The following is a 12,840-nucleotide window of genomic DNA, read 5'->3' on the forward strand; positions in this document are numbered from 1 at the left end:
AGAGTATGACTGTTTCGGATCTTCTTACTTACTGTATGGATAAGCCGGGCGCGGAACAGAGCGTGCACAGCGGCTGGAAAGCGACGCAAATTAAACTCGATGATGTGTTGTTCGCTTTGGTGCATGAAGTTGAGGGACGTCCAGCGGTAGCGCTGAAGTCCACACCCGCGCTGGCTGAGCTGTTGCGGGACTCACACAGTGACGTACGGCCCAGTGAACATTTGAACAAGTCGCACTGGAGCACGGTGCTGCTGGACGGAACGCTGAAGGATTCGCAGATCTACTACCTGGTGGATGCCTCATGGCAGCAGGCGCTTAACAGTAGAACGGCGCACTAAGCAGTTTAAATCAGCGGTAGATGAAATTGAAAAACGGGGCGAATCGCTTCGCCCCGTTTCAGGTTTCGCGCGGCCTGTTAGCTGCGCAGTGAATCAATGTCGATCACAAAGCGATATTTAACATCGCTTTTCAGCATACGTTCGTAGGCTTCGTTGATCTCATCAATTTTAATCATCTCAATATCGGAAGTGATATTGTGCTTACCACAGAAATCCAGCATTTCCTGGGTTTCTTTAATCCCGCCAATCAGTGAACCAGCAACGCTACGACGTTTGAACACCAGGTTAACCACCTGAGGTGCCGGGTGGTCATGCTCCGGTACACCAACCAGCGTCATGGTACCGTCACGGCGCAGCAGGTTAATAAACGGGTTCAGATCGTGCTGAGCCGCTACGGTGTTCAGGATAAAGTCAAAGCTGTTGGCCTGTGCTGCCATCTGCTCGGGATCTTTAGAGATAACCACTTCATCCGCGCCCAGGCGCTTACCGTCTTCAATTTTAGAAGGGGAGGTGGTGAACAGTACGACGTGTGCGCCCATCGCATGGGCAATTTTCACACCCATATGGCCTAAACCACCCAGACCGACAATCCCGACCTTTTTGCCCGGGCCCACGCCCCAGTGGTTAAGCGGGGAGAAGGTGGTGATACCGGCGCACAGCAGCGGTGCGGCGGCAGCCGGATCAAGGTTTTCCGGGATGCGCAGCACGAAGTCTTCGGTTACCACAACCTGCGTAGAGTAGCCGCCGTAGGTGATGTCGCCGGTAACGCGATCTTTACCGTTATAGGTGCCGGTAAAGCCGTTTTCGCAAAACTGCTCCAAATCTTCTTTACAGCTGTCGCAGGTGCGACAGGAGTCGACCAGACAGCCTACGCCGACCAAATCGCCCACTTTATATTTTTTCGCGTGGCCGCCGACGGCGGTGACACGACCGACAATTTCATGGCCTGGGACGACGGGAAAAACGGTGTTTTTCCACTCGTTGCGGGCCTGATGGAGGTCTGAGTGGCAAACGCCACAGAATAAAACTTCGATCTGTACATCGTGATCGCGCAGCTCGCGCGGCTGATACTCAAAGGGAGCCAGTTTGGATTTAGCGTCCTGTGCTGCCCAGGCATGCGTAATATTCATGGTATCTCCAGCTAATGAAAAGTGTCGTGAACGTAACGCAGAAATCTGAACGTTAAGGATAGTCAGTGCAGGTGAAAGCGGGTATGTCTGAACCTGTTTAAATCTTGCCTGATCCTGCAAGATTGTGGGGAAGTGGGTGAAGAATGGGGCGGAAAGTACCGCCCCGGCTCCATATTATTTCATTTTTAATAAAGGCTTGAGGAAGCGGGCCGTGTGCGACGCTTTGCATTTCGCGACCGTTTCCGGGGTGCCGGAAACCAGTATTTCACCGCCGCCGCTGCCGCCCTCAGGACCCAGGTCGACAATCCAGTCTGCGGTTTTAATCACGTCCAGATTGTGCTCAATCACCACAATGGTATTGCCCTGATCGCGCAGCTGATGCAGCACCTCCAGCAGCTGTTGAATATCGGCAAAGTGCAGGCCGGTAGTCGGTTCGTCAAGGATATAGAGCGTCTGGCCGGTGCCGCGCTTGGACAGCTCGCGCGCCAGCTTCACGCGCTGCGCCTCCCCGCCGGAAAGCGTGGTGGCTGACTGGCCAAGGCGGATATAGGAAAGACCTACGTCGATCAGCGTTTGCAGCTTACGCGCCAGCGCCGGTACGGCATCGAAGAATTCACGCGCCTCTTCAATGGTCATTTCCAGCACTTCATGGATGCTTCGGCCTTTATATTTGACCTCCAGCGTTTCGCGGTTATAGCGCTTGCCCTTGCACTGGTCGCACGGCACGTAGATATCCGGCAGGAAGTGCATCTCTACCTTAATGACGCCATCGCCCTGGCAGGCCTCGCAGCGCCCACCACGGACGTTAAAGCTGAAGCGACCCGGCGTATAGCCGCGCGTACGCGACTCGGGAACGCCGGCGAACAGCTCGCGTACCGGGGTGAATATTCCCGTATAGGTTGCCGGATTCGATCGCGGCGTGCGGCCAATCGGGCTCTGGTCAATGTCGATAACCTTATCGAAGTGTTCCATCCCGCTGATATCGCGGTACGGCGCCGGTTCAGCAAGCGTTGCACCATTCAGCTGACGCTGAGCGATAGGGAACAGGGTATCGTTGATCAGGGTCGATTTACCCGACCCGGATACGCCGGTGATGCAGCTAAACAGGCCTACCGGCAGCGTGAGGGTCACGTCTTTCAGGTTGTTGCCTTTGGCCCCGGTCAGCTTTAATACCTTCGCAGGATCGGCTTTAACCCGCTCTTTGGGTATGGCGATCTCGCGCTTGCCGCTAAGGTACTGACCGGTGAGAGAGGCTTCGACCGCCATGATATCGTCTACCGTTCCTTCTGCCACCACCTGACCGCCGTGGACACCAGCGCCTGGCCCGATATCAATAACGTGGTCAGCGGCGCGGATCGCGTCTTCATCATGCTCGACCACAATGACCGTATTCCCCAGGTTCCGCAGGTGAACCAGCGTCTCCAGCAGGCGTTCGTTGTCGCGCTGATGAAGACCGATTGACGGCTCATCCAGCACGTACATCACGCCGACCAGCCCGGCACCAATCTGGCTGGCGAGGCGGATACGCTGCGCCTCACCGCCGGAAAGGGTTTCGGCAGAGCGGGAGAGAGAGAGGTAGTTCAGTCCGACGTTGACCAGGAACTTCAGCCGGTCGCCAATCTCCTTGAGCACCTTTTCGGCGATTTTCGCGCGCTGACCGCTGAGCTGCATATTCAGGAAGAAATCCATCGCATGGCCGATGCTCATATCAGAGATTGTCGGCAGCGTGGTGTTCTCAACGTAGACGTGCCGCGCTTCACGACGCAGACGGGTACCGTGACAGCTGGCGCAGGAGCGGTTGCTGATAAACTTAGCCAGATCCTCACGCACGGCGGAAGATTCCGTCTCTTTATAACGGCGCTCCATATTATGCAGCACGCCTTCAAAGGCGTGGCGGCGTACCGAGGTGTCACCGCGGTCGTTAATATATTTAAACTCAATAGTCTCTTTGCCGGATCCGTAGAGGATCACCTGACGGGCTTTCTCACTTAGCGAGCCAAATGAAGCTTCAATATCGAAGTTCAGGTGCTCGGCCAGCGAACGCAGCATCTGGAAGTAGTAGAAATTACGGCGATCCCAGCCGCGGATCGCACCGCCTGCCAGCGACAGCTCAGGATTCTGTACCACACGATCCGGATCAAAATACTGCTGTACACCGAGACCGTCGCAGGTCGGACAGGCACCGGCCGGATTGTTAAATGAGAACAGGCGCGGTTCCAGCTCGCTCATGCTATAGCCACAGACGGGGCAGGCGAAGTTGGCGGAGAACACCAGCTCTTCCACTTCAGGGTCGTCCATATCGGCAACCACCACCGTACCGCCGGAGAGCTCGAGCGCGGTTTCAAAGGATTCAGCAAGGCGCTGCTGCAGATCGTCGCGCACCTTGAAACGATCCACGACGACTTCGATGGTGTGCTTCTTCTGCAACTCCAGCTTGGGCGGATCGGAGAGATCGCAGACCTCGCCATCAATGCGGGCGCGGATATAGCCCTGCGATGCAAGGTTTTCCAGCGTCTTGGTATGCTCACCCTTACGCTCTTTCACAATCGGGGCCAGCAGCATCAGCCGGCGGCCTTCCGGCAGCGCCAGCACGTTATCAACCATCTGGCTGACGGTCTGCGCGGCCAGCGTCACGTCGTGATCGGGGCAGCGCGGCTCACCCACGCGGGCAAACAGCAGGCGCAGGTAGTCATGAATTTCAGTGATCGTACCGACGGTGGAGCGCGGGTTATGCGAGGTAGACTTCTGCTCAATGGAAATGGCTGGCGACAGCCCTTCAATATGATCGACATCCGGCTTCTCCATTAAAGAGAGAAACTGCCGGGCATAAGCAGAGAGGGACTCAACGTAGCGGCGCTGTCCTTCGGCGTACAGCGTATCGAACGCCAGCGAAGACTTACCGGAGCCTGACAGGCCTGTGACAACGATCAGTTTGTCGCGAGGGATGATCAGGTTAATATTTTTCAAATTATGGGTGCGTGCACCCCGTACTTCGATCTTATCCATTCACAATTCCCGGATTAACACAGACCTCGCCATGCCGGTCCGGCACGGCCAGAATGAAGCCTGTAAGTATGGCACAAAAAAACCTGATTGGATATACAGTGTTCTGGCGCAGCCCGGGGGACAGGATCCCAACGGCTATCATGCCCCCGACTTAAAAATTTACGATCCCGCGCAGGCCGCTCGCTGCAATGCGGCAAGCCGTATAAAGCCTCTGAGACCCACATCTGAAAGTAGGATATAAAGGTACGCCATGTTAGAATTTTCGGCTTAGACTTAAAGCAGAACAATTATCGGAGAGACGTACATGGCCAGCAGAGGCGTAAACAAAGTGATTCTGGTCGGAAATCTGGGTCAGGACCCGGAAGTCCGCTACATGCCGAATGGCGGCGCCGTTGCCAACATTACCCTCGCCACGTCCGAAAGCTGGCGTGACAAGCAGACCGGCGAAACCAAAGAGAAGACGGAATGGCACCGCGTCGTGCTGTTCGGCAAGCTGGCAGAAGTTGCCGGTGAGTACCTGCGTAAAGGCTCTCAGGTTTATATCGAGGGTGCACTGCAGACGCGTAAATGGACCGATCAGGCGGGCGTGGAAAAATACACCACCGAGGTCGTGGTTAACGTTGGTGGCACCATGCAAATGCTCGGTGGCCGTCAGAACGGCGGTGCAGGCGCGCCAGCTGGCGGCGGTCAGGGCGGCAGCAACAATAACAACGGTTGGGGCCAGCCACAGCAGCCACAGCAGGGCGGCGGTAACCAGTTTAGCGGCGGTTCACAGCCATCCCGCCCGCAGCCTCAGCAGAACAACGCACCGGCCAGCAGCGAACCTCCGATGGATTTTGATGACGATATCCCATTTTGATTCTCGTCTGAGAATATGTCGTTAGCGGGCAAGAGTCCGTTTTAGGGCAGCCAGAAATTCTCTGGTTGTCTTAGCAGGTAAGGCTCCGTCAACGCGGGGCCTTACTGGTTTATGGAAGAATAAAACCCGTCCTTCCTGGCCTCTGCCCCGCCGTTATCAACCAGCGACTGCCCTGTCATTATCTGCCAGCCACTGCTCTGCCGTCACCGTCGCAATGCCCCGTTGTGCATTAAAGGTGTCGCTTTTACGCCAGGCCACGCCGTCTTTGCGGGCAAATGCCAGACGATACTTCGCCGCGACGTCATCGGGGCGCGCACGTATGTCGGCATTGAGTTTTTCCTTATCCAGCAGTACGCGGTTGACGCGGCTATTCCAGACCTTTCCCATCAGATCAGCCAGCTCAGCATAGGTCAGCGTGTCACCGGCAATGAAAATGACCTGATTACGTATCACGGGTTGGTAAAAGAAGAGGGCGGCGGTCAGTCTGCCGATATCCTCCGGCGTGGTCAGCGTTACAGCATACTCCCAGTCACCTAAGGCATATACCGTCCGGGTACTGGCCTCAACCACGCCAAAGGAGGGTTCAAAGAGATAGCTGGTGAAGATGCCGGTAGAGACAATCACCCAGTCGGTGGCCGTTTGCTTTCGCAGCAGGTGACGGACGTCGAGCTGCTCATCCCACACCTGCTGACCGCTGCCTTTTCCGACCACATCGTAATCCACGCCGAACTGCCACGGGAAATAGCGTTTAATACCTGCATCAAGGACTGCCTGGGTTACCCTTAACTGTGTTCCAGGCCCCCCGACAAAACCGCTACAGTTAATCACTGCATTAAAAGGGCGGAACAGCGCAGCCAGGTCGGATGTGGATTGCTGCAAATCGCCCGCCAGCACGCTAATCCCCAGCCTGGCCAGGGCATCCAGGCGGTCTTTCCCCTTCCCGGCGGCAGCATGAGCGGCTTCAGGCCTGAGTAATATGGTGATGTGGGTATGGCTCTGGCGCTGCTGACTCAGCGCACGCAGCACCGCGAGCCCAAGTTCTCCGACACCCAATACTAAAATAGACGTTGATGAATGTTGCGTTGCATCGATCATACTGTTCTCCTGTTGAGTCGGACCAGGGTGACATGCAGTCGTTTGACGCACAATTAGGTACATGAGTGATACCGGGGGCGAAATGGAGTGGGACAGCGAGGCCGTGCTGCAGTTTTCCAAAATCGTATGTGAAGGGCTGAGCGATGACGACGATGGCCTGAAGCGGGATATTCTTACCCATGCGGGTAATCGCTGGTCACTTGGCGTCGTGCATCTGTTGGGTACCGAGGGGCCAATGCGGCATGCAGAAATCAGCCGTCGTCTGGACGGTGTGACCCAGCGGATGCTCACCCGCACCCTGCGGCAGCTGGAACGTGATGGTTTGATCTCCCGGCACGACTATCGGGAAAAGCGCCCGCGGGTGGAGTACGCTATCACTCCCCTGGGAAAGGGGCTGCTGGTCCATATGTTACCCCTGTGGCGCTGGGTGATTGACTCCGCCGCACAGTTTCGTCAGGCTCGGGGACGTTATGACAATGTGTTGCGGGATGACCAGGAAGAGTGAAATTGGTATCCTCAGTGAGCGGGTAGAGATAAGGCGGCGCTGGCGTGTTGCCCTCCCGGTATAAACGGTTACTAAAAATAACGCAGAAAATCGCTCGACTTCACAGGTTAAAGAGTAAATTAGCTGAGCATTTTACGACGCAGCGGGCAGGGACATCAGCAAAGCGTGAGAGGGAGCGATGAACAGGCAGAGACGGCACTTCATGAAGAGATGGTTACTGGCGCTGGGTATAGCGCTTTTTGCACTGCACGCTGCGGCGAAGGAAAACAGCGCCGATCCCCAGTCACTCAGCAGAGATTTTTACAGCTGGTATCTGACGGCGTTAAGTAAGGATGAAAGCCCAATTGACGAACGCGATCCGCTACTGAAAGAGTACGTCACCCCGCAGCTGTTACAGAAAATCTACGTTCTGATAAAAAGCCCGGACGGCATGGATGATGACTATTTTCTGCAGGATCAGGATTATAGCGATGGCTGGGTCGATCACGTTAGCGCTGGGAAATTCACCATTAACGGTGAAACGGCCTCAGGGGATGTGACGCTGGGCAGCGATGTCAACGACAGGCAGCTGCTGCTGATAACGCTGCATCGGGATCGCGATGGATGGAAGATCGATGATGTGGCAAAAGAGAATCCGTAGCCCTGGGTTAACAGGGCTGTAAACCGGTAAAACTTAGCGGCACTGATCGGCGAACCGTTCAGCCATGGTATCCAGCAGTTCATAACGCCTGCGCGCTTCAGCGCGCTTTTTACTGGCGATGTCTTCAAGCGGCTTGCGCGCGATGGGCATCGGCAGCGTATAAAGATTCTCAGACAGCGGCTGCGCGTTCAGCGTTTCCCAGAATTCGTTATAGTTCGCATGGAAGAGGCTCTTCTTCTTCAGGCGATAACGCAGGCTGCGGAAAATATGCCCGCTGTCGCTGACCGCCTGTATCTGAGTAATTCCCGTCGCAGCAGCAAACAGCATCAGCGTCTCCAGCAGCAATCTTTTAGGGAACAGGCCGTAGCAGGCTTTTGTCGCCTCACGGATCAACTCATGTGGCGTATCGCGATGGGCTCCCTGAATACCACCTATAATCAGCACCTTTATGCCCTGCTGTTCCGTCACTGCAAAGGTCAGCATGGCCAGTTTAACGCCATCACAGGTCACAAACAGGTTCACCTCTCCCTCTCTTTCACAGCTGCCGGTACAGGCAAGGGTGATACTGAAGGCTTCACCGTTCTTTCCCGCAAATTCAACCAGCGCAACGCCCTCTTTGGTCAGCATCGCCTGACGTAAACGTACCGCGCTGAGGTCCTGAGCGAAGCGGTAGTGATCAATTATCGCCTGAGCGCGTTTAACCATCGGCATGCCACCATAAAGGTAGGGGCGATGGATTTTGCTTGGTAGCGTGTGCTGGATCGGCAGAATATCACGCATTACCGGACTCTCTGAGATGGCGCTAACAAGCCTTTGAGTGGCTATCGGGTAGGCCAGCGAGCGGAACAGATACTTAATACGGTAGTCGCGATCGAACCACAATCTTCCTGGCGTTAGCTTGCCAGTAACCAGGGACAGGAAAAAGGTCAGGGAAGTATCCTGACGAGGTGCAACCGCAGTATCAGACATGTTCTGCATTCCAGGAGGGGAGGGGTAAAACGGCATTATAAAGATGTCACTATCAACACAGAGTAAATGCGTTTTTAAGGTTGATGTTTGTTTAGGGTTTGTTGAGGAAATTCCTAATGGATGTGGGCGCTAATCTACATTACCCACCGTGGAACGTGGCCTGGCGGGTGGCTCAGCAGACAATCAGGAGGCATAAACCGTCCGGTAGTACATATTTTTTTGGTACCAGGATAAGAGCGATCCCGAGGCGCCTGGTACATTGATTAACCTGCACCAGTACGCAATTAACCCTAAAAATCTTCTTCAGACTGGCCGTAATGTGTCTGGTTTTGTATCATATCTGTGATGTAAGACACTTTTTTAGGAGTGTTCCTGCCCCCATACCCGCCGTTTATTTTCTCAGGTGCCTGGCACAGCTCAGAATTGTTCCGCTATAAGAATAATCGCTAATGGCATTCATCTATATTTATGGACAGTAAATGTGAGCTACTTAATGCCGTTTCGCCTGAATCTGAGACTACTGAAAATTTATCAATCCAGTATTAAGTCAAATTTTACCCTTAATGAGTGCGACAGGACGTCAATGTTAAGAGGCGATACATAAGGAAACGGCAGTCTCAGGACGCCTCTATGATTAATAAATGAGCAGAAAAGGCGTTATCCTTAAGTTTACCTTTATTGTTTTCCTGGGTGCGCATTACGCTACGGCGTCATGATGTGCGGTTTGGTAAGGGTTGGGGGTCGGGATGGCAGTTTTATGACGCGGGTTATCTCTTGATATGGATCAAAGTTATGAATCATTTAAGACCGGGGAATTATTATGATTTTTCACGTCTAAGAGGGGATGGTTGAACAATCAGTAAGAAGGCTTAATGTCATAGAGTGCGCATTTATCTTTGAAAACAAAGATAAATGCGCATTTAACTACATGAAAAAGAAGGGTATTTATCTGGCCTGAAAAGCGATCACAGCTAAACTGGTGAAATTGGATACAGCTAACACATCAACTAAAAACGACTCCACGGAAACTATTTATAGATTTCAATTAGCATTAAAGATATTTAAAATTGGCATCAGCAGTCACGGGTTTTAAGAATATTGCGTAAGCCCTAGTGATTTTCACAATTGTAAGGATAGTGGTAAACACTACGGCTAATATCAAGCAGGCGGCAGCTTCGGCGGGTTCCGATTTCAAACGTATCCTGAAGGTAATTCACCGCCTGCCGCTTATCGTGGGTGGTAAAGAAGTTCTTTAAAACGCTTTGCAGCATCTCCTTATCCGAAGAGAGTATCTGCAGCTCACGTTCAAAGTGGTGCACTTTATCTTCCAACTCCTTGATTTTTCTTCCTTCCTCTGAGGATAATCCGGCATATTTCTTCTTCCAGCTATAGAAGGTGGCCTCAGAAATCCCCAGTTCTTCACAAATCTCTTTAACCTTTACACCACTATCAGATGCTTTAATGGCATTGGTGATTTGCTCTTCGCTATATCGTGACTTTCTCATAAATGCTATTACCTTTCTTAACTATAATGTGATGAGAGTAACTGCACTATTTAATGGATCTGATTAATGAACCAATAAGGGCAATGACATTAAGTGCGCGATTTTTATGACAGTCATTAAGTTAAGGGATTATGGATAAATATCATCATGGGATTTCTCCGATTTTATTTCTAAAGGCCGGAGTTAGCTTTCGATATTTGGGTTTTTGTTATAAATTCGTTTCATGCCGACAACAAGACCAGTGTCTAATTCAGAATTCTCCAGCAGGCGAACGGGGGTTTCTGTGCGAATCTGTTTACTGTCAGGCAGCACTTTCAGACGAAGACCGAGGGTTTCAAGACCAGGTAAAGACAGAAAAAGTTATTGCCGTAAGGTAGTATTTTAAAATAACGCTTTTCGTTAAGAGCGAAAGCTATCCTGCTGTATGATTAAAAATATTCAGGCGTCTTTTTTAGCCAGGGGAAATTCAGCAAATTTCTTTTGTTGTAAACAAGGATGTACCGTTTTTTGCAGTAAGTAGTTCGTGTCAAAAGGATGCTTTAATGAAACACAGTGTTATGTCAAACGCCGCCTGGATGATGTCGGAAAAAATCGTTTCCGTCTTCGGCGTGATATTTGTGACGTCTTATGTCGCGAAATCATTTGGTCCTACTGTCTTTGGACAAATAGCATTTTCTGCTTCACTTTTTTCAATTGTTCAGACGGTCGCCATTTTTGGCACAGAGACCATTTTATTTAAGAGTATTAGCAAAAGCGTGCCAAAGGGGATGCGCCTGATGGCAGTAGCGAAGCAGCTGCGGATGGCGCTTTTGCTCATACTTTCTTTACCGGTATTACTTTACGTTTGGCTGACCATGCGCGAAAACTTTATGGTATTTGCGATCGCCTCTTTTCTGTCAGCCATGTTTGTTACACAGGATATTTTCAGCGTTTACAATAATGCGCGGCTGGCGTCGAGAATGAATACCGTCGCCAATGCCACAGGAATGATACTGAGTTTCGCCATCAGTTTTACCATCGCCTGGATGAAGCTCAGCCCGTTACTGTTATCGCTGTCGATTGTTGCCGTCACGCTGGTGCCCTATCTGATTAAACGCGGCATGTTTTATCAGGCACAGAGCATTACTCCGCCACCCAGGCGTAAACATAAAACCTATCTGCGCTACCTGCTGCATGCGGGCCTGCCGCTGGCCATATCCAGCGTGTTTATCTCGATTCAGGTGAAGCTCGCGCAGTTTTTTTTGGTTGGGGTGGGTTCAGCGCATGAGCTGGGGCTGTTTACTGCCGCGAATACGATATCGGCCTCGTGGATTTTTATCCCGGTGGCGATCATTACGTCCTGCTTTACAGAGATATTCAGGGCGCGGTCAGATGTTGCAATCCAGCTGGCCTCAAGGCTCTACGGCTATGTTATGGCAGTCTCATTTTTGATGCTTATTTTCATTGCGCTGTTTGGCGACAGAATTATCAGTGTCCTCTTTGGGCACGACTACACACAATCTGGAAATCTCGTTACGTTATTGTCGTTAGCAACCTGCTTTTCGGCAATGGGGACAGTAGCTTATCGCTATATGGTGAAAGAGGGTGGTTTTAATTATCTGTTGGTAAAGATTATTTTACTGGTGGTAATTAGCGTGGCAACCAACTGGTTTTTCATCCGTTCCTGGGGGTTAACAGGCGCAGCCTGGAGTGTTCTTGTGACGGAACTCTTATCCCTGACCGTAATGAACTATTTCTTTAAGAATGCCGTCATTCTTAAAATACAGCTTTCCTCACTTAACTACAAAACCTACAAATGAGGTGAAAAATGTTCAAGCTCAAAACTGAACTGAGAAAAGGCGTCTTATATCTGTTAAAAAAGATGCCATGGTCCTACCAGGACAGAATTTATTATTTCCATAAATTTAGAAAGTTACCTAACATTCGCCAGCCGAAGTTATTTAATGAGAAGGTTTTATATCGTAAATTTATCACCGGAGACTACGTTCGTTATGGGATCCTATCGGATAAAATTCTTGTGAGAGACTATATTTCAAAAACCATCGGCGAAGAGTATCTCATTCCGCTGCTGTATGAAACGGCCGATCCCATTACGCTGCTGGGACTTAAATCATTAAAAAATACCGTTATCAAACCGAACCACGGCTCCGGTATGGTAGAAATCTTCCTGGATGAGCCGGACTGCATCCAGAAACAGCTGTTGATTAAACGCTGTGAAGAGTGGTTGAGTCGTGATTTTTCGCATGAAGCTCGCGAGATCCACTATCGTTACATCAAGCCCAGGATTCTGGTGGAGAAGTATGTGGGCGACGGCAAGTTCGCTGCTATTGACTACAAGTTTCATATGTTCAATAAAAAAGACGGCAATTATGAGTACGTGCTGCAGGTGATTTACAACCGCAGCGGCAACTCGCCGCTCTCTATGAACTTTTACGTCAACAATCTCAGCCACTGCTTCTACAAGATCCGCGATACGGGTCTCGATATCAGCGGCGATCGGGAGACGCTCGAGAAGGCTCTGGAGTTAAGTAAGAAGCTGGCGAGTGACTTCGATTATGTTCGCGTTGACTGGTACATCAGTGAGGGCCAGATCTACTTTGGCGAGCTGACTTTCACGCCGGGCGCGGGGATGGTCACCGGACTGGAACAGGGGCTGGATAAAATGATGGGTGATATGTGGCTCCAGGAGCGTAAATCTGCCGCGCTGCCGCGGGCGCATCGCCCGGAAGAGACCGCGCCTCTACCTGCTGTATTTAAGAAGATCTGATGATGTGGTTAAGGTAAACGGTGAGC

General features: G+C 51.6%; 11 protein-coding genes. 6 read left to right on the forward strand and 5 right to left on the reverse strand.

Annotation, left to right across the window (positions count from 1 at the left end):
• The first annotated feature begins 5 nt into the window (after nt 1-5).
• Nucleotides 6-338 (forward strand): MmcQ/YjbR family DNA-binding protein, encoded by a 333-nt coding sequence (locus AAGR22_RS01930; protein ID WP_067704480.1) that lies wholly within the window; start codon nt 6-8, stop codon nt 336-338.
• A 77-nt stretch (nt 339-415) separates the two neighbouring features.
• On the opposite strand, the gene AAGR22_RS01935 is transcribed toward AAGR22_RS01930, so the two are convergent.
• Entirely contained in the window at nt 416-1,468 is a 1,053-nt protein-coding gene (locus AAGR22_RS01935) for an NAD(P)-dependent alcohol dehydrogenase (RefSeq protein WP_067704476.1), read from the reverse strand.
• Between the two features lie 174 nt (nt 1,469-1,642).
• The gene (gene uvrA / locus AAGR22_RS01940) at nt 1,643-4,474 is read right to left on the reverse strand and encodes an excinuclease ABC subunit UvrA (protein WP_067704472.1); all 2,832 of its coding nucleotides are present in this window, start codon (nt 4,472-4,474) and stop codon (nt 1,643-1,645) included.
• A 304-nt stretch (nt 4,475-4,778) separates the two neighbouring features.
• Here uvrA and AAGR22_RS01945 point away from each other — a divergent pair, with 304 nt between their 5' ends.
• Nucleotides 4,779-5,333: a single-stranded DNA-binding protein gene (locus tag AAGR22_RS01945; RefSeq protein ID WP_067704468.1), complete on the forward strand. Its 555-nt coding sequence runs from the start codon at nt 4,779-4,781 to the stop codon at nt 5,331-5,333.
• A gap of 156 nt (nt 5,334-5,489) precedes the next feature.
• On the opposite strand, the gene AAGR22_RS01950 is transcribed toward AAGR22_RS01945, so the two are convergent.
• A complete protein-coding gene (locus tag AAGR22_RS01950; protein ID WP_345829953.1) occupies nt 5,490-6,428 on the reverse strand; it encodes an aromatic alcohol reductase in 939 nt (312 codons plus the stop codon).
• Between the two features lie 82 nt (nt 6,429-6,510).
• Between AAGR22_RS01950 and AAGR22_RS01955 the strand changes: the two genes are divergently transcribed.
• Nucleotides 6,511-6,933, forward strand: a complete 423-nt coding sequence (locus AAGR22_RS01955; protein WP_067704686.1) for a helix-turn-helix domain-containing protein — start codon at nt 6,511-6,513, stop codon at nt 6,931-6,933.
• 202 nt (nt 6,934-7,135) lie between these two features.
• Complete coding sequence (locus AAGR22_RS01960; RefSeq protein WP_345829954.1) at nt 7,136-7,573, forward strand: DUF3828 domain-containing protein; 438 nt, start codon at nt 7,136-7,138, stop codon at nt 7,571-7,573.
• Between the two features lie 33 nt (nt 7,574-7,606).
• Here AAGR22_RS01960 and AAGR22_RS01965 read toward each other — a convergent pair whose 3' ends face one another.
• The gene (locus AAGR22_RS01965; protein ID WP_345829955.1) at nt 7,607-8,542 is read right to left on the reverse strand and encodes a VirK/YbjX family protein; all 936 of its coding nucleotides are present in this window, start codon (nt 8,540-8,542) and stop codon (nt 7,607-7,609) included.
• A 1,109-nt stretch (nt 8,543-9,651) separates the two neighbouring features.
• Nucleotides 9,652-10,047, reverse strand: a complete 396-nt coding sequence (locus AAGR22_RS01970) for a transposase (RefSeq protein ID WP_067704458.1) — start codon at nt 10,045-10,047, stop codon at nt 9,652-9,654.
• Nucleotides 10,048-10,589: 542 nt separating this feature from the next.
• Between AAGR22_RS01970 and AAGR22_RS01975 the strand changes: the two genes are divergently transcribed.
• Nucleotides 10,590-11,846 carry a polysaccharide biosynthesis C-terminal domain-containing protein gene (locus AAGR22_RS01975; protein ID WP_345829956.1) on the forward strand — a complete coding sequence of 419 codons (1,257 nt, stop codon included), beginning with the start codon at nt 10,590-10,592 and terminating at the stop codon, nt 11,844-11,846.
• Nucleotides 11,847-11,854: 8 nt separating this feature from the next.
• Entirely contained in the window at nt 11,855-12,814 is a 960-nt protein-coding gene (locus AAGR22_RS01980) for an ATP-grasp fold amidoligase family protein (RefSeq protein ID WP_345829957.1), read from the forward strand.
• Nucleotides 12,815-12,840 lie beyond the last annotated feature (26 nt).

Source organism: Erwinia sp. HDF1-3R (assembly GCF_039621855.1).
GTDB lineage: Bacteria > Pseudomonadota > Gammaproteobacteria > Enterobacterales > Enterobacteriaceae > Erwinia.

Excerpts from the sequence above, each read along its gene's own strand:
- AAGR22_RS01970 (WP_067704458.1), bottom strand. The coding sequence starts at position 10,047 with ATGAGAAAGTCACGATATAGCGAAGAGCAAATCACCAATGCCATTAAA.
- AAGR22_RS01930 (WP_067704480.1), top strand. The coding sequence starts at position 6 with ATGACTGTTTCGGATCTTCTTACTTACTGTATGGATAAGCCGGGCGCG.
- AAGR22_RS01960 (WP_345829954.1), top strand. The coding sequence starts at position 7,136 with ATGAAGAGATGGTTACTGGCGCTGGGTATAGCGCTTTTTGCACTGCAC.
- AAGR22_RS01980 (WP_345829957.1), top strand. The coding sequence starts at position 11,855 with ATGTTCAAGCTCAAAACTGAACTGAGAAAAGGCGTCTTATATCTGTTA.
- AAGR22_RS01955 (WP_067704686.1), top strand. The coding sequence starts at position 6,511 with ATGGAGTGGGACAGCGAGGCCGTGCTGCAGTTTTCCAAAATCGTATGT.
- AAGR22_RS01950 (WP_345829953.1), bottom strand. The coding sequence starts at position 6,428 with ATGATCGATGCAACGCAACATTCATCAACGTCTATTTTAGTATTGGGT.
- AAGR22_RS01965 (WP_345829955.1), bottom strand. The coding sequence starts at position 8,542 with ATGTCTGATACTGCGGTTGCACCTCGTCAGGATACTTCCCTGACCTTT.
- uvrA (WP_067704472.1), bottom strand. The coding sequence starts at position 4,474 with ATGGATAAGATCGAAGTACGGGGTGCACGCACCCATAATTTGAAAAAT.
- AAGR22_RS01945 (WP_067704468.1), top strand. The coding sequence starts at position 4,779 with ATGGCCAGCAGAGGCGTAAACAAAGTGATTCTGGTCGGAAATCTGGGT.
- AAGR22_RS01935 (WP_067704476.1), bottom strand. The coding sequence starts at position 1,468 with ATGAATATTACGCATGCCTGGGCAGCACAGGACGCTAAATCCAAACTG.
- AAGR22_RS01975 (WP_345829956.1), top strand. The coding sequence starts at position 10,590 with ATGAAACACAGTGTTATGTCAAACGCCGCCTGGATGATGTCGGAAAAA.